Genomic DNA, 16,655 nt, shown 5'->3' with positions numbered 1-16,655 from the left:
TTATGAAAGCCAAACTTCTTTGACCCCGTCTGTCACGGCGATACCATCTGTCAAAGCTAAACGTTGTGAATAAGAAACGTAGCCATAATAAACATCAACACCGCCGCCATTGTTCCAAGTAACAGTGATTTTAACATTTGGAGTAATCGATTTTGTAGCTGGTTGGGTCGTCGGGCGATAACTAGTCGTATCATAACTTAAAATAGTGCCCGAAGCTCCACTTATTTCGGCTTTTCCTGTGTAAATTTCGCCATTCGTATTCGTCTGCGTGACTGCTCCATTCGCTTCAATGATTAAACCCGCTTGCTTTTGATCTCCTCGTGGATAATAAAAAAGATACGTGGTTGCCCATTTAGCAAATTCATCTGGAATTGGTTTAAGTGATTCCGTTGGTGCCGGACTCGACTTCGTTTGCTTTTCAACCGCAACTTCTTCTTGTCTTTTTAAGCCTTCATTATTTTGATTATTTAGTTTATCAACCGTTTCTTTAACGATCGAATAGTGTGGTTTCCCTAAATCGCTAACAGGGATCGTAGCTAATTTTTCTTCTGATTCTTTATATTGCCCCTCTGCTGTTAACTTTTTAGCTTCTGTAATAATGGCATCATACTTGGTTTGGTCTACGGAAGAGGTTGTGCTTTGTTCCGTAGCTTCGACTTGTTTTGTGACACTGGTTTTTTCCGTGGTCACGTCTGACGAATTTCCACAAGCACTTACAAACATTGAGCTAACGATTAATAAACATCCCACAATCACATGCTTTTTCATCTTTAAATCCCCCATTTGTCTATCTTTGTTATTTTTTGTTATTTTTTGTTATTTTTTGTTACTTAAATTATCCCATAGATAAACAAAAGAAACCATTATTTATAAAAAAGTTTAACAAGCGCTTCAAGAGAGGCACTTGCTAAACTTTTTTCTCACTGTTATTGATTGATTACTTTGACTAGTTCTTCAAATAATAATGCACTAGATGCTGCTCCTGGATCAATATGACCAATTGCTCGTTCCCCTAAATAAGAGGCACGTCCTTTTTTCGCCACCCAATCTTTTGTTGCTTCAGCAAATTGTTCAATTTTTTCTTCATTAAATTGTTCCGTTCCAATTACTTCAGCAACAGGTGCCCAGACATCAACCATCGTTTTATCTCCTGGTTCAGCTTTGCCGCGCATCTGAATCCCAGCTAGACCTTGCTGAACAATTTCTTTTAATTGTTCTGGCGAACTGATGGTTTCCAAATCTTTTGTCGCTTTAGTCATATTCATAAACGCAGTACCATATAAAGGACCAGAAGCTCCGCCAACTTTTGAAATCAAGGCCATGGATAGGACTTTAAATGTCTCCGTGATTGTTGTTGGTACTTTTTTGTCAAACGCAATTTTGTATTCAGCCATACCACGAGCCATGTTGTTACCGTGATCCCCATCACCAATCGGCGTGTCTAATTCACTTAGATAGTCTTTTTTTTCTTCGATAACTTTTGAATAATTGTCTAACCATGTTTGAATGTCTTGTACTGTTAATTCCATCTTTTATCACCCTTACCAAGAAATTGTTGTTACATTGCTTTCTAGCGCTGTTTGCCAGTCTTTTGTCGCCAAGTCAATCATCGTTAAAGATAATCCTTGCATGTCAATAGACGTCATATAGTTACCCACTTTATGGAAGGTCACTTGAACACCTTTATCTTCTAATAATGTTAGCACGTCGTTCATAAATACAAATTGTTCCATTAATGGCGTGCCGCCCATGCCATTGACAAGTACCCCCACTGTTTGTGGTTGTTGTTCATAGCTACTTAATGTTTTTTCAACTAATTCTTTCGCTAACTCTTTCGATGGTTGGATTTTTTCACGACGATAGCCTGGTTCTCCGTGAATCCCTACGCCAAATTCAATTTCATCTTCTGGTAAAGTAAAACCTGGTTTGCCAACTTCAGGCACAGTGGCTGCTTTTAAAGCCACTCCAATTGTTTTCGTGGCTGATACAATCTTTTCTCCTAAAGAAACGAGCTCTTCTAAAGAAGCACCTTGGCGGGCATGATGTCCTAAAATTTTATGGACAAGAACAGTCCCGGCAACGCCTCGTTTTCCAGCGGTATAGGTGCTATCTTCGACAGCTATATCGTCATCGACAACGACCATTTCTACATGAATGTCTTCCATATCAGCCATATCTTTGGCCATTTCAAAGTTCAAAATATCGCCTGTATAATTTTTTACGATTAACAGAACACCGGCCCCTTGGTCTGCCGCTTGGATTCCTGTTAAAATTTGATCTGGTGTTGGTGAAGTAAAGACATCACCTAAAACTGCGGCATTTAACATTCCATCACCAACAAACCCAGCATGTGCAGGCTCATGACCACTTCCGCCACCAGATACTAACCCAACTTGTTTGTTTGAGTCGTTGCGAGCAATCACGCGAGAATCTTCGACTTGATGAACAAGGTTTCCATAGCTTTTCACAATTCCTTGGAGCATTTCTTCGACAATTTTACCAGGTTCATTAATAATTTTTTTCATTTAGTTCCACCCTTTCTTACCAGCATTTTGAGCTTCTGCTAAAATTTGCGTCAAATCATCTGAGACACCTGCAGTAATTGCTGCCGCAAAGGCACCTTCAACCAATGGTGCATCGACTAAATGATAATGTTTCTGTTGGTCTTCTTCTAGCATATCAAAAGCTAATTCTGAACTTAAAACGGCACTGCCTAAATCGGCAAAAATTAAAAATTCTCGGTCAGAGTCCGCTTCGTTAATCGTGTCAATGATTTTCATTGGATCTGAACCTAATGAACCATCTGATGTGCCACCAAGTGAATGAATCGTAATTTCTTCACTGGCATTCATCTGTTCAATCATCTCTTTAATACCATCTGTAATCATTTTGCTATGTGAAACGAGTAAAATATCTGCTTTCATGTGGACACTTCCTTAATCTAATTTATGTCTTGTTTTATATTCTTGTCCGACTTTATCTGCAACAATGATTGCATTCGCTACTTCTTCAACGACAATTGGGAATGGCATTGAATGAATTGATTCTTCTGGAATGCAAGCAATTTTGGCTACTTCCAATGCTTCTTCATAAGTGATTTCATCGACACCAATGTCTGAAAGCGTTAATGGTAAACCTACAGAAGCGCTAAAGTCTAAAACAGCTTCTAATTCGTCTTTTGCTGCATCTTCTAATACAAGTTGTGCAATCGTTGCAAAGGCTACTTTTTCACCATGTAAATAACTGTGCGCACCAGGTAAGACTGTCATACCGTTATGAATCGCATGCGCTGCAGCTAAACCGCCACTTTCAAAACCTAAGCCTGAAAGTAAGATATTTGTTTCGATAATCTTATTCAATGATTCAGTAACCACATTTGCATCACAAGCTAATTTCGCTTTTAACCCATCTTCCTGGAGGTTTTCCCAGCAAAGTTTTGCCATGGCCAAAGCTGCATATGTGCCGCTAGCAGCAGGCGTTAAGCCTTCTCTTGAACCCATTGGCAAACTAGCATTAACCCGAGAATATGAATTGTGTGTTGCGCGTGCTTCAAAATATGTGGATAAGGCATCCCCCATTCCAGCAACTAAAAATCTAGTTGGCGCTTTGGCAACCACTTTTGTATCAACCATAACGACGCTTGGACTTTGTTTAAAGTAAGCATAATCATCAAATGAGCCATCTTCATGATATAGTACAGCTGAATGCGAAGTTGGTGCATCTTGAGCCGCAATCGTTGGTACAATAATTAAGTTTTCACCTTCTGCTACGACTTTTGAAGCATCGATTGCTTTACCGCCACCTAAACCAATGATACAGTCTGCTTGTTCTTTTTGTCCAACGTTTTGCAAGCGCTTTGTTTCTTCACGCGTTACTTCTCCACTAAAGCCACCCTCTACGAATGTAATGTCAAACTTTTTCGCTGTTTCTTCCAATTGTGGACGTACACGATCAACGTCAGCAGGATTTGCAATTAGTAACGCTTTTTTTCCAAAAGTTGAAACGAAGTAACCTAAGTTTAGTAATTCATCTTCCCCTTGAACATATTTCGTTGGTAAAATCAATGCTTTTCTCATGTTGATAGCCTCCTATATTTTGTTTACATACATAGTATAAAACGCTTTCATCAAAAAAGCATTGAACTTTTGGTATCGTTTTCTTGCAAAAAATGATAGAATTATTTTGTGAAATAATAAAATATTATGATTTTTAAACTTTAGATTGAAGGATTGCCTTATGACTGTAGAATTAAAAAATATTTTAGATTTAGAAAAGTGGGAAAAATTGCAAGAATCATTGGCCTTAAGCACTCGTTTAGCCATTATTTTAGTCGATTATAAAGGTCGACCTGTGACGAAACATAGTCAAGTTCAACCCTTTTGCCAACTGGTACGTCACTCCCCTGAGCTCTCGAAACTTTGTGAAAAATGTGATGCTCGTGGTGGCTTGGAAGCTGTTCGCACTGGTCAGCCTTTTATCTACCGTTGTCACTTTAACATCGTTGATATGGCCATCCCCATTATTGTTGATGACCAGTATGTAGGAGCCATTATGGCTGGTGAAGTTTTGCTCGAAGATCACCAAGAAGAGTTAGAACAGGTTTTAACCATGAATGATGCCTTCATTCAAGAATTTTTAGTAACACACCAAGAGCTGTATCAACAATACCCTGTTTTAGAACTAGCAGACTTAGAAAAGAGCGCGACATTAATCGCTGATCTAAGCCAATATATTATTTCTGAAGCCATCAAAAAAGATTATTTAATCAATACGTACAAACAATCCTTACAGATTAGTTCGCGAAAAGAAGAGCTGGAGCCATTGAATATGATCCAAAAAGATATTCAACAAACTTTATTAACTGCTCAATTAACTCCTTCAAGTGCCTATCAAACTAAAAATAAGCAATTACAACCGGTTTTAGATGCCCTTTGGGAAAACAAATCGCTGCGTTTAAATTTACAAGAACTGGCAGACCTTGTTCATTTGACACCGACGTATTTAAGTCGTTTATTAAAAGAGGAGTTTGGTATTCCCTTTAGTCAATTTTATCGACAATTAAAAATCACATGGGCTAAACAGCTTCTTTTGGAGACAGATAAAACAATTGCCCAAATCAGTGAAGATTTAGGGTTTGTTGAAGATAGCTATTTTGTCCGGATCTTTAAACAAGAAACGGGTGAAACACCCCTTAAATACCGTAAAAGAAAGAACAGAGCATAAAAAAACAACGACTCCTAGAAGTCGTTGTTTTTTTACACCTTTTGCTCTTGCTGTGGCTAATGCAACAAGTGCAAAAGGCGCATTATATCTGTCGTGCGACAAAGTGATACTATTAAATATGAATTGGTAAACCTAAAGCCAATTCAGCTGTATCCATAGTGATTTCGCCCAATGATGGGTGTGGGTGGATTGTTAAAGCAATGTCTTCTGCATTCATGCCAGATTCAATAGCTAAAGCTAATTCAGAAATCATGTCACTTGCACCGACACCGGCAATTTGTGCACCGATGATGACATTGTCTTCTACAGTTGTAACTAAACGCATGAATCCTTCAGTTTTATCTAAAGAGATTGCACGGCCGTTACCAGCAAATGGGAATTTGTAGCCTTTTGCTTCGATTCCCGCTTCTTTTGCTTCTGCAACAGTCATACCAACGCTTGCCAATTCTGGATCAGTAAAGGCAACAGCTGGCATTGCTTTGTAATCAACTGCAACTTTCTTACCAGAAATTGCTTCAGCAGCAATTTTTGCTTCGTAGCTTGCTTTATGCGCTAACGCAGCACCTGGTACGATGTCGCCGATTGCGAAGATGTTTTTCACGTTAGTACGTCCTTGGTTGTCAACTGGGATTAAACCACGTTCGCCAATTTCAACGCCCGCTTGTTCTAAGCCTAAGTCGTCTGTGTTTGGACGACGTCCAACAGTGACCATTACGTAATCTGCTTCAACACTTTCTTCTTTTCCGTTAACTTCATATTTAACAGTGACGCTATCGCCATTGTCAACAGCTTCTTTAGCCATTGCAGAAGTCACGATTGTTACGTTTTTCTTCTTGAAGTCGTCTGTGACAACTTTAACCATATCTTTTTCATAAGTTGGTAAAATTGATGGGCTACCTTCTAAAATTGTTACTTCTGAACCTAAGTTAGCATAAGCGCCACCTAATTCAGCACCGATGACACCGCCACCGATAATAACGAATTTTTTAGGAACTTCTTTTAAGTTTAAACCGCCTGTAGAATCTAACACGCGTCCGCCAAATTTGAATCCTGGGATTTCAATTGGACGAGAACCTGTTGCTACAATAGCATTATTGAATGAGTAAGTTTGTGCTGAGTCTGGGTGAATAACACGCAATGTATTTTCGTCAACGAAGAATGCTTCGCCTTCAATAATTTCCACTTTGTGTTTTTTCAATAACATGCCAACGCCGCCTGTTAATGATTTAACAACTGTGTTATCTTTCCAGTCTTGTGTTTTTGCAAAGTCTAATTCGACTCCTTTAGCTGTTACACCAAAAGTTGAAGAATCTTGTGCTTCTTGGTAATGATGTCCAGCAGCAATTAAAGCTTTTGAAGGAATACATCCAACGTTTAAACAAACGCCTCCGATGTATTCACGTTCGATAATCGCAACTTTTTGACCCATTTCTGCGGCACGAATTGCGGCAACGTATCCTCCAGGACCAGCTCCGATTACGACTGTATCTAGTTCAATGGCGAAATCTCCTACTACCATTTGTTAATCATCCTTCCATTAATAGTAATTCTGGATCAGCTAATAAGCGTTTAATGTTGTTCATTGCTTTTTGAGCAGTTGCGCCGTCAACGATACGGTGGTCAAAGCTTAATGATAATTTCATCATGCGTCCCACAACGATTTCGCCGTCTGCATTAACAACTGGTTCTTGTGCAATTGTACCAACGCCTAAAATAGCAACTTCAGGGTAGTTGATTACTGGTGTAAACCAGCCGCCACCGACTGAACCAATGTTACTAATTGTGATTGTACCATCACGCATATCTTGTGCAGTTAATTTGCCTTCGATAGCCAATGCTGCTTTTTCGTTGATTTCATCAGCGATAGCAAACATGCTCTTCGTATTAGCATTTTTAACATTTGGTACATATAAGCCATGATCTGTATCAGTAGCGATACCAATGTTAAAGTAATTTTTGTAAACAATTTCTTGTTCTGCGTCATCGATTGATGCATTCAAGATTGGGAATTTTTGAACAGTTGAAGTCAATGCTTTTACAACGTATGGTAAGAATGTTAATTTTGTACCATTTGCAGCAGCAACATCTTTAAATTTCTTACGGTGATCCCATAATTTAGAAACTTCTACTTCATCATGTAATGTTACGTGAGGAGCAGTGTGTTTGCTGTTAACCATTGCTTTAGCAATTGCTTTACGTGTTGGTGTCATTTTTTCACGTGTTTCCATTTCGCCTAAATCAGAAGTAAAGGCTTTTGGCGCTGCTTTAGGTGCAGCTGCTTCCGCTTTAGGTGCTGCTTCTGTTGCGGCAGCTTCAGTAGCTGGTGCTGCTTGAGAACCACCAGAGACAAAGGCATCAATATCCGCTTTAATGACACGGCCACCTTTACCAGTTGCAGTTACTTGTGTAATATCAACGTCTTTTTCACGCGCATACTGACGAACAGATGGCATTGCTAAAACGCGTTTGTTTGGATCAGCGGCTGCAACTACGCCTGTTGAAGCGGCTGGAGCTGATGCTTCCGCTTTAGGAGCGTCAGTAGCTGGTGCTGCGGCTGCCGGTGCTGCTGAATTATGACCAGGTGCGTCAATTTCAACTAACACGTCACCAACATTGGCAACTGTTCCTTCTGGTACAACGATATTTTTTACAGTACCTGTTACTGGTGATGGAATTTCTTCTACTGATTTGTCATTTTGTACTTCTAATAATGAATCATCTTCATTAATTGTGTCGCCAGCTTTAACGAACCATTTAACGATTTCGCCTTCGGCAATTCCTTCACCGATGTCTGGTAATTTGAATTGGAAAAATCCGCCAGCTGCTTCGGTTGTTGGTACAGCAGCAGGTTGTGCTGGTGTTTGTTCTTGTGCAGGAGCTGCTGGTGCTGCATCGTTATCTTCGTGACCAGGTGCGTCGATTTCGATTAACACGTCACCAACGTTTGCAACTGTTCCTTCTGGTACAACGATATTTTTTACAGTACCTGTTACTGGTGATGGAATTTCTTCCACTGATTTGTCATTTTGTACTTCTAATAACGTATCGTCTTCGTTGATTGTATCGCCAGGTTTTACAAACCATTTAACGATTTCGCCTTCGGCAATCCCTTCACCGATATCCGGTAATTTAAACTGATAAGCCATTTTTTAAGTCTTCCCTTCTTCGTTGGATCTGTCTATTTTCTTAGGAGCAAAACGCGGGGAAACGACTATAGTAGCTGAACATTTCATGCCTATAGCCGTATTCCACCTGTTTAATTCTTCGTTTATCTACTTCGAATAACTATTAAAATTCGACGATTTCTCTAGCTTTTGCTTCGATATCTTTCGCATTTGGTAACCAGATATTTTCTGCTTGTCCGAATGGGAAGATTGTATCTGGAGCAGATACACGTCCGATTGGTGCTTCTAATGATAATACGGCACGTTCAGAAATTTCAGAAACAACCATAGCGCCAACGCCAGCTTGTTTTTGTGCTTCTTGAACGACAACCACACGGCCAGTTTTTTCAACAGAGTTAATAATTGTTTCCACATCTAAAGGAGCCACTGTACGTAAGTCAATGATTTCTGCTGAAATATTGTCTTTCGCTAAGCTATCAGCTGCTTTAATCGCTTCACGAACCATAGCGCCGTAAGTGATGATTGATACGTCTGTTCCTTCACGAGTTACAGCCGCTTTATCTAAAGGCACTTCATAAGCTTCGTCTGGCACTTCCTCACGGAATGAACGGTATAATTTCATGTGCTCTAAGTAGACAACTGGATCGTTGCTACGAATAGATGAAATTAATAGTCCTTTTGCATCGTAAGGGTTTGATGGAATAACAACACGAACACCTGGTGATTGTGCGATTAATCCTTCTAAGTTATCTGAGTGAAGTTCTGGTGTATGAACACCACCACCAAATGGGGCACGAACAGTAATTGGCATATTACGAGTTCCACCCATACGGTAACGCGTACGAGCCATTTGACCAACGATTTCGTCAAATACTTCAAAAACGAAACCAAAGAATTGGATTTCAGGAACTGGACGGTAACCTTGCAAGGCAAGACCGAAAGCCAATCCACCGATACCAGATTCAGCTAAAGGTGTATCGAAGACGCGGTCTTCACCAAATTTTTCTTGTAAACCTTCAGTTGCACGGAAAACCCCACCGTTGTTACCAACGTCTTCACCGAAGATTAAGACATTTTCGTCTTTCTCTAATTCAAGAGCTAAGGCATCTGTAATTGCTTGGATCATAGTTTTTTGTGCCATTTTTATTTCGACTCCTTCGCTTCATAAAATGCAATTTGTTCTTTAATTGTTTGAGGTTGAACTTCAAACATATTTTTCAAGAAATCAGAAACTTTTTGTTTTGGCGCTTTATCCGCTTCTGCAATCGCTACTTTGATTTCTTCTTTTGTTTTTTCAATAATTTCTTCTTCTTTTGCTTCAGACCATAAGCCTTTATCTGTTAGATATTTACGGAAACGAGTCAATGGATCTTTTTGTACCCATTCGTCATCCATTTCTTTTGAACGGTAACGTGTTGGATCGTCTCCAGATAAAGTATGTGGACCATAACGATAAGTTAATGTTTCAATTAAAACTGGACCGTTTCCTGCAGCTGACCAATCGCGTGCTTCTTTTGCAATTGCGTAAACTGCTAATGGATCCATACCATCAACTTGAATACCAGGAATTCCTGCTGCAACAGCTTTTTGAGCTAAAGTTTTAGCCGCTGTTTGTTTTTCACGAGGTGTAGAAATCGCAAAACCATTGTTTTGGATAATGAAGACACCGTTTGCTTGGTAAGCACCAGCAAAGTTAATTGCTTCATAGAAGTCTCCTTGTGAAGAACCGCCGTCACCAGTATAAGTGAAGACAACATTTTCTTTTCCACGTTTTTTCAATCCTAAAGCAACACCAGCTGCTTGGATGTATTGAGCACCAATGATAATTTGTGGTGGTAATGCATTTAAATCTTCCGCGTAGTAGTTCCCTGCTACGTGACCACGAGACCATAAGAAAGCTTCTCTTAATGGTAAACCATGTTGTACTAATTGAGGTACATCACGGTAACCTGGTAATAAGTAGTCTTCTTTTTCCATTGCAAATTGACTTGCCAATTGGCTTGCTTCTTGTCCAGCTGTTGGCGCGAAGAATCCTAAGCGTCCTTGACGATTTAATGCAGTAGAACGTTGGTCTAACACACGAGACCAAACCATGCGTGTCATTAATTCAACTAATTCCTCATCCGATAAATCAGGTACTAAATCTTCATTCACAATTTTTCCATCTTGATCCAAGATTTGGAAAGTTGGGAAATCAGCGTCGACTTTAGCCATTAGCTCTTTAAAGTCAATAGGTTTTTGTTTCTTAGCCTTTGCCATTTTGTCACACAATCCTCTCTATTACGTTTCTTTAATTTCGACAAAAGTAAAACAGAGTGCGAAACTGTATTACTTTTTATCGACTACACTTAACAAATTATCACTAAATTCGAAAAAGCGCAAGAAAAAAACTCTAATTTCTTCATTTTTTCACAAAAGAGCAAAACCGCATGTTTTTGCGGTTTAGTGATAATTTTCACAAACAAGAAAACGGTTTCTGTTCCACACTTCTTCTGTACTATTTTTCTCCCAACTGTTATATTCTATTTTGAAAATATTATATAACAGTTCTATTAATTTGAGCCCCCTTATCCCCGAACTGGCTAGTAATCTGATTTCCGAACTTTGCGTTTTCATGAAAATTATCTTGAAAAAACCAAAAAATAAAAACCGTCAGCCGAGTAACCTACTCAGCATGCGGTTTTTTATTTTTTAGAGAACAAAGTTTTTTTCGTTAATTTTTATTTTTTTTGGCTCGTTTTTTTGCTAAATACTTTACCTTAGGTTTTATCACGAACATTCATTGCTTAAAATCACCAAATTTTCGCAAAACGAGTAATACAGCTTAGCAAATTCTTTTCTCTTTCAGTAGATTTTACTAAATCCATTCCTTGGTAATTTTAATATATAAACGTTTAGCTACTTCAACAGTTAACATGTAAGCAATGATGATTCCAAAGAACCATGGCCAGTAGTTAGCCGGAAGTTTCACAAAGTCAAAAACCTCTCTTATAGGCGTTGCTACAATCAAGAAACCGAGTAAAATCGCGCCTAAACTACTTAACATCACAGGCATTGACGCACGACTTTGAATGAATGGTATTTTCCGCGTCCGGACCATATGAACAACTAACGTTTGACTAACAAGTCCCACCATAAACCAACCTGTTTGGAATAAATGTTGAGTGGCCAAACTATTGGCGCTAAACACAAACCACATGACAAGATACGTTAGAATATCGAAAATACTACTTACCGGGCCAATACATACCGTAAATTTCGCTAGTCCGTTCGTTTCCCACCGAACAGGGCTTAATAACTCTTCTTCATCGACATTATCCCAAGGAATTGTCAACTGAGCCACATCATAAATCAAATTTTGAATCAAGAGTTGTAAGGAAAGCATTGGTAGAAATGGTAAAAAGGCACTGGCTACTAAAATTGAAAAGACATTCCCAAAATTAGAACTGATGGTAATTTTAATATATTTCATCATATTGCTAAATACTTTTCGTCCTTCAATCACACCAGATTCCAGTACATTTAAACTTTTTTCCAGTAAAATAATCGAGCTAGCATCTTTAGTAATATCAGCTGCAGTATCTACTGAAATGCCCACATCAGCTTTTCGTAATGCCGGTGCATCATTAATGCCATCCCCCATAAAACCAACCGTATGACCTTTTGCTTGTAGCAATTCAATAATTTTAGATTTTTGCATCGGATTTAATTTGGCAAATAAATTAGTTTCTTCCACTTGCGCCCGCAACTCTTCATCTGTCATTGCTTCAATTTGAGAACCTAATAACACATGGGAAACTTCAATACCTACATCTTTACAGACTTTTTTGGCGACAATGTCATTATCGCCCGTTAGCACTTTCACGTTGACACCATGTTCATGTAAGGAGCGGATAGCGCTGACGGCTGACTCTTTTGCTGGATCAAGAAACCCCATAAACCCAATCAATGTCATCTCTTTTTCATCTTCAACTGAATAAACTGCTTCTTTATGGACATCTTTTTTTACAGCTACCGCTAACACACGCATCCCTTGTTTGTTCATTTGAACATTTACTCGGCGTAGTTCTTCTCGTACAGCACTGCTTAATGGTACAATTTCGCCATTAATTTGCGCATGCGTGCACACTTCTTCCATTTCTTCCACGGCGCCTTTCGTAATCATCAATTGATGATCATCTGCATTTACGACAACCGTTAAGCGGCGTCTGGAAAAATCAAAAGGAATTTCATCAATTTTAGTGACATTTTTAAACGGCGTTTTCCATTGATGCTCTTCATAAAAATTAATAACGGCAATATCCATTAAATTTTTCCAACCTGTTTGATAAGAAGAATTTAAGTAGGCTAAATTTAGAACCTCGTCACTCAAATCACCTAATGGATTCAAATGTTGAACCAAAACTACACGATCTTCGGTAATCGTTCCAGTCTTATCTGTACAGAGCACATCCATACCACCCAAATTTTGGATAGCCGCTAATTCTTTAACAATGACTTTATGTTTCGATAAGGATAATGCACCCTTGGCTAAGTTACTCGTAACAATCATTGGCAACATTTCTGGTGTCAAACCAACTGCAACGGCAATCGCGAAGAAAAACGCTTCGCCCCAAGCACCTTTAGTTAAACCATTAATCAAGAAAACGATTGGAAACAAAATCATTACCATTCGTAATAAAAACTTACTGACTTTTGCTAAGCCTAAGTCAAAACTAGTTTTTCCTCGTTGTGTTGTAGCATTTTTAGCAATATCACCAAAAAATGTATGTTGCCCAGTTTTTAAAATAATCGCTTTTCCTTGTCCACTCAAGACATCTGTGCCCATAAACACTAGGTCTTGCATATCTAATGCAGAAACCTCTGTTTGTTGACGATCCACACCTGCATCCACAAATTTTTCGACAGGCATGGATTCGCCTGTTAGCGACGATTGATTAACGAATAAATCTTTGGTCCAAATCAACACGGCATCTGCAGGAATCATGTCTCCTGTAGCTAAAGTTACAATGTCTCCTGGAACAATTTCGTCCATTGGAATTTCTTTCGTAATTCCTTCCCGTGTCACTGCAGCGGTGTTTTCAATTAATTCTTTTAAATCCAAACTCGCTTTTTGAGAACGATATTCTTGTATAAAAGCAATCAAGACACTGGCTAAAATCATCACGCCCATCACGATAGCGGCTTCGAAATCTTTCGTTAAAGTTGAAACGACCATCAATAAGGCTAAGACATAGACAAATGGATCTTTGAATGCACTTAAAAATAAAATAATTGCTGGGGTTGGCTTTTGTGCAGAAACTTCGTTTGGTCCAAATTCCTCTAATCTTTTTTCGGCATCTTCATTCGAGAGTCCTTTTTCAGATGTCCGTAATTCCATCATTAATTCCCGTTCAGAAAGCAACGCCAATTTACGTAATTCTTGATCTTTGGTTGCTTTTCTCATATCCATTGTTTTTTTGTTCATCATTTTCTTTTCCTCCAAGGTTGTGGTCACCTGCCGAAAAGAGTGCTAAAATCTTCTCCTTTCGTTGGTGACTGTATTTTGTTTCTCTGTTCACTTCCAGGGTCTTCCATGACAGTCATCCTTTCTTTTTCTTATTTATACTTCCAGTGAATAATTGCTTTTTTGCCAAACACACAAAAAAGGACCTACTCAACAATAGAGTACGTCCCAAAATACCATCTTTAAATAAGATTCTCTATCGTTGAGCTTTAGCACTATAGGGCGTAGATAACATGTATCAGCTACATTATGAATAACCTTCACGATTATTCCTGTTCAACCAACTAAGGGTCTCTCGATCCTTTCGCGGCAGCAGCATTTGTCCAAATAGGAGCCTCACCTAACAATTATTCAGTTTTTATCCACTTCTTATAATAGAGGAGTTTGACATTCTTGTCAAAAGATTTATGACTTTTTTGTTATAAATAAAAAATGACTACTTTAAAATTTCCTTTATTTCTGCTTTTCGCTCAGGAATAAACCACATAACTAAAACAATCGTATCAATAATCAGAACAGCGATTGGCGCTACCAGTTTACCCACAATCAACGCAATAATATTCAACACAATCGAAAGCGTTAATTTTGGATAGTGGCCAAACAAACGTTGTACTTCGGATTTGGGCCCATTTGCCTGAATCAATGCCCGCACCACTAGATAATAAGCAACATCAGCTCCTAATACTACTAAGCCATACAAAGCTTGTGGCGGCCAAGAAAATGGATGTTCACCTACCCAACCAGTAACAAACGGGAAAAACGTCAACGTCAAAATTAAAAAATTATTCATCCAAAGGACACGTCCATCAATTTTACGGACACTTTGAAATAAATGATGATGATTGTTCCAATAAATCAATAAAGTAACAAAACTAATTAAATAAATAATGATTTTGTGTCCAGATTGAGTCAGAGCAGACCAATCTGCTTTTTCAGGAATTTTTAATTCTAAAATTAATAACGTTAAAATAATCGCAATGACTGCATCTGTAAATGCTTCTACACGTGTTTTCGGCATCATTTCCCCCTACTTTCATAAAATTAAATAACTTACCCAAAGTAAGTATAACGCATTTCTGTAAAAATTCAATTATTTATGAAGTCTCTCGGTTGTTGAAGTTCCTAAAAACGAGTGCAAGAGCCCTACTTAGAAGTAAGCCTCTTGCACTCGTTATAGAACAAATCAGTTATTGGAAGACCCCCGCTTGATAAGGTGCTAACTGCATCCGTTTCTTCACCGTAAAATCTTGATTCCCTAACAATTGTTGCCACTTTCTGCCCAGTAATTTATTCGGCAAGTCAAATTGGCACTTTTCTCCACTTAAATTGACAATCACTAACGCTGTTGCCTCAGTTGTTTTTCTTAAAAAAGCAAAAACAGACGGATGATTGGGCGCTAATAGTTCAAACTGTCCATCTGTAAAGACTGGATTTTCTTTCCGCAGCGCAATTAACTTTTTATAATAATTCAACACGGATTGCGCATCCGTTTCTTGGTCAGCCACATTTATTTCTTTGAAATTGGGATGAATTGCTAACCACGGATGCCCCGAGGTGAATGAACTTGCCTCTTGATTCGTCCACTGCATAGGCGTACGCGAATGGTCCCGCGTCCAATGCGCCACTTCTTTTAATGCTTGTTTCGCATCGTAGCCATTTTCTATAAGCAAACGATAATGGTTATGGGAATCTTTAGCATCTAACTCGTCAATCTGTTGAAACGGATAATTAACCATGCCGATTTCCTGTCCTTGATAAATAAACGGCGTTCCTCGCAAGAGCAAGGCGATTGTTCCAATCGCCTTAGCAGAATGAGAGGTTTCATTGCCTAAAATTGAATTGATTCTGGGATTATCATGATTTTCTACATATAATGCATTCCAGCCTTCTGTCCCTAAATGCTTTTGCCAGCGAGCCATTACTTTTTTATAGCCTAAAATATTTAACCGTTCTTCTCCTGGCTTTCCTTCTCGAACATTGTGCTCCAATTCAAAAATCATATTCAGATAGCCCGCATCATTGGTCCATTCCACCGCTTTTTTACTTGAAACGCCACTAGCTTCCCCCACTGTCATGATGTCATACTCAGCAAAAATAGCTTTCAAATCTAGCATATAGTCTTCAATGCCTTTTACATTCATAAATGGAGCCCACGGATTCGTGGTAATTTTAAAATCCCAAGGTTCTTTTTGGATATGACTAATCGCATCCAATCGGAAACCATCAATTCCCAAATCTAACCACCAGCGAATCAACGCATAAATCTCTTCACGAACTTTAGGATTTTTCCAGTTCAAATCAGGTTGCTCTTTTGCAAACACATGAAAATATGCTTGCTTTGTACCCTCGTCATACGTCCAAGTCGAGCCACCAAAAAAACTTTTCCATTCATTCGGCATACGATCTGGTGTCGCATCGGCCCATAAATAATACTCACGATACGGATTATCTAAACTTTTTTTCGCTTCAACAAACCACGGATGTTGATCACTTGTATGATTGACTACCAGATCAAGAATAATCTTCAAATCTAATTGATGCGCTTGATCCAAAAGTTCTTGAAAATCTTCCATCGTACCAAATTCTGGCTGAACCCCTTGATAATCCGCAATATCATAACCATTGTCAACGTTTGGCGAAGTGTAAATCGGATTTAACCATAAAAAATCGACCCCTAGTTCTTTTAAATACGGTAATTTCTCAATAATTCCCTGCAAATCACCAATGCCATCCCCGTTGCTATCTTTAAAACTCCGAGGATAAATTTGATAACCGACAGCATTTTTCCACCATTGTTCCAT

At 38.7% G+C, this 16,655-nt stretch carries 13 protein-coding genes and 1 riboswitch; of the genes, 1 reads left to right on the top strand and 12 read right to left on the bottom strand.

Annotation, left to right across the window (positions count from 1 at the left end):
- The 5 genes from IGL93_RS05560 to IGL93_RS05540 all read right to left on the bottom strand — a co-directional run bounded on the left by IGL93_RS05560 (position 1) and on the right by IGL93_RS05540 (position 4,076).
- Positions 1-783 (bottom strand): hypothetical protein, encoded by a 783-nt coding sequence (locus IGL93_RS05560; protein WP_025192049.1) that lies wholly within the window; start codon positions 781-783, stop codon positions 1-3.
- A gap of 143 nt (positions 784-926) precedes the next feature.
- The gene (gene dhaL, locus IGL93_RS05555) at positions 927-1,529 is read right to left on the bottom strand and encodes a dihydroxyacetone kinase subunit DhaL (protein ID WP_002357759.1); all 603 of its coding nucleotides are present in this window, start codon (positions 1,527-1,529) and stop codon (positions 927-929) included.
- 12 nt (positions 1,530-1,541) lie between these two features.
- A complete protein-coding gene (dhaK, locus tag IGL93_RS05550; RefSeq protein WP_002363860.1) occupies positions 1,542-2,525 on the bottom strand; it encodes a dihydroxyacetone kinase subunit DhaK in 984 nt (327 codons plus the stop codon).
- Complete coding sequence (dhaM, locus tag IGL93_RS05545) at positions 2,526-2,924, bottom strand: dihydroxyacetone kinase phosphoryl donor subunit DhaM (protein WP_002357762.1); 399 nt, start codon at positions 2,922-2,924, stop codon at positions 2,526-2,528. It abuts the gene before it with no gap.
- A gap of 12 nt (positions 2,925-2,936) precedes the next feature.
- Positions 2,937-4,076: a glycerol dehydrogenase gene (locus IGL93_RS05540; RefSeq protein ID WP_002363858.1), complete on the bottom strand. Its 1,140-nt coding sequence runs from the start codon at positions 4,074-4,076 to the stop codon at positions 2,937-2,939.
- 160 nt (positions 4,077-4,236) lie between these two features.
- Here IGL93_RS05540 and IGL93_RS05535 point away from each other — a divergent pair, with 160 nt between their 5' ends.
- A complete protein-coding gene (locus IGL93_RS05535) occupies positions 4,237-5,223 on the top strand; it encodes a PocR ligand-binding domain-containing protein (protein ID WP_002382271.1) in 987 nt (328 codons plus the stop codon).
- 112 nt (positions 5,224-5,335) lie between these two features.
- On the opposite strand, the gene lpdA is transcribed toward IGL93_RS05535, so the two are convergent.
- The 7 genes from lpdA to IGL93_RS05500 all read right to left on the bottom strand — a co-directional run bounded on the left by lpdA (position 5,336) and on the right by IGL93_RS05500 (position 16,655).
- Positions 5,336-6,742: a dihydrolipoyl dehydrogenase gene (gene lpdA, locus IGL93_RS05530; protein WP_002357765.1), complete on the bottom strand. Its 1,407-nt coding sequence runs from the start codon at positions 6,740-6,742 to the stop codon at positions 5,336-5,338.
- 7 nt (positions 6,743-6,749) lie between these two features.
- Positions 6,750-8,369 (bottom strand): dihydrolipoyllysine-residue acetyltransferase, encoded by a 1,620-nt coding sequence (locus tag IGL93_RS05525; protein WP_010775804.1) that lies wholly within the window; start codon positions 8,367-8,369, stop codon positions 6,750-6,752.
- 142 nt (positions 8,370-8,511) lie between these two features.
- Positions 8,512-9,489 carry an alpha-ketoacid dehydrogenase subunit beta gene (locus IGL93_RS05520; protein ID WP_002357767.1) on the bottom strand — a complete coding sequence of 326 codons (978 nt, stop codon included), beginning with the start codon at positions 9,487-9,489 and terminating at the stop codon, positions 8,512-8,514.
- 2 nt (positions 9,490-9,491) lie between these two features.
- Positions 9,492-10,607 (bottom strand): pyruvate dehydrogenase (acetyl-transferring) E1 component subunit alpha, encoded by a 1,116-nt coding sequence (gene pdhA / locus IGL93_RS05515; RefSeq protein ID WP_002357768.1) that lies wholly within the window; start codon positions 10,605-10,607, stop codon positions 9,492-9,494.
- Between the two features lie 598 nt (positions 10,608-11,205).
- Positions 11,206-13,818: a magnesium-translocating P-type ATPase gene (gene mgtA, locus IGL93_RS05510; RefSeq protein ID WP_002413922.1), complete on the bottom strand. Its 2,613-nt coding sequence runs from the start codon at positions 13,816-13,818 to the stop codon at positions 11,206-11,208.
- Between the two features lie 223 nt (positions 13,819-14,041).
- Positions 14,042-14,209, bottom strand: a riboswitch (M-box (ykoK) riboswitch).
- Between the two features lie 81 nt (positions 14,210-14,290).
- A complete protein-coding gene (locus IGL93_RS05505; protein WP_002407466.1) occupies positions 14,291-14,872 on the bottom strand; it encodes a TMEM175 family protein in 582 nt (193 codons plus the stop codon).
- A 169-nt stretch (positions 14,873-15,041) separates the two neighbouring features.
- The gene (locus IGL93_RS05500) at positions 15,042-16,655 is read right to left on the bottom strand and encodes a glycoside hydrolase family 13 protein (RefSeq protein WP_010775803.1); all 1,614 of its coding nucleotides are present in this window, start codon (positions 16,653-16,655) and stop codon (positions 15,042-15,044) included.

Origin of the sequence: Enterococcus sp. DIV1328a, assembly GCF_050536905.1 — a bacterium.
GTDB lineage: Bacteria > Bacillota > Bacilli > Lactobacillales > Enterococcaceae > Enterococcus > Enterococcus faecalis.
Note: the sequence above shows the minus strand (reverse complement) of the source record. Positions and strands in the feature narration are given on the sequence as shown.

Bases quoted from the DNA above. Each gene is read 5' to 3' on its own strand.
- IGL93_RS05535 (WP_002382271.1), top strand. From the start codon at position 4,237: ATGACTGTAGAATTAAAAAATATTTTAGATTTAGAAAAGTGGGAAAAA.
- IGL93_RS05520 (WP_002357767.1), bottom strand. From the start codon at position 9,489: ATGGCACAAAAAACTATGATCCAAGCAATTACAGATGCCTTAGCTCTT.
- IGL93_RS05540 (WP_002363858.1), bottom strand. From the start codon at position 4,076: ATGAGAAAAGCATTGATTTTACCAACGAAATATGTTCAAGGGGAAGAT.
- pdhA (WP_002357768.1), bottom strand. From the start codon at position 10,607: ATGGCAAAGGCTAAGAAACAAAAACCTATTGACTTTAAAGAGCTAATG.
- IGL93_RS05525 (WP_010775804.1), bottom strand. From the start codon at position 8,369: ATGGCTTATCAGTTTAAATTACCGGATATCGGTGAAGGGATTGCCGAA.
- dhaM (WP_002357762.1), bottom strand. From the start codon at position 2,924: ATGAAAGCAGATATTTTACTCGTTTCACATAGCAAAATGATTACAGAT.
- lpdA (WP_002357765.1), bottom strand. From the start codon at position 6,742: ATGGTAGTAGGAGATTTCGCCATTGAACTAGATACAGTCGTAATCGGA.
- IGL93_RS05505 (WP_002407466.1), bottom strand. From the start codon at position 14,872: ATGCCGAAAACACGTGTAGAAGCATTTACAGATGCAGTCATTGCGATT.
- IGL93_RS05500 (WP_010775803.1), bottom strand. From the start codon at position 16,655: ATGGAACAATGGTGGAAAAATGCTGTCGGTTATCAAATTTATCCTCGG.
- dhaL (WP_002357759.1), bottom strand. From the start codon at position 1,529: ATGGAATTAACAGTACAAGACATTCAAACATGGTTAGACAATTATTCA.
- mgtA (WP_002413922.1), bottom strand. From the start codon at position 13,818: ATGATGAACAAAAAAACAATGGATATGAGAAAAGCAACCAAAGATCAA.
- IGL93_RS05560 (WP_025192049.1), bottom strand. From the start codon at position 783: ATGGGGGATTTAAAGATGAAAAAGCATGTGATTGTGGGATGTTTATTA.
- dhaK (WP_002363860.1), bottom strand. From the start codon at position 2,525: ATGAAAAAAATTATTAATGAACCTGGTAAAATTGTCGAAGAAATGCTC.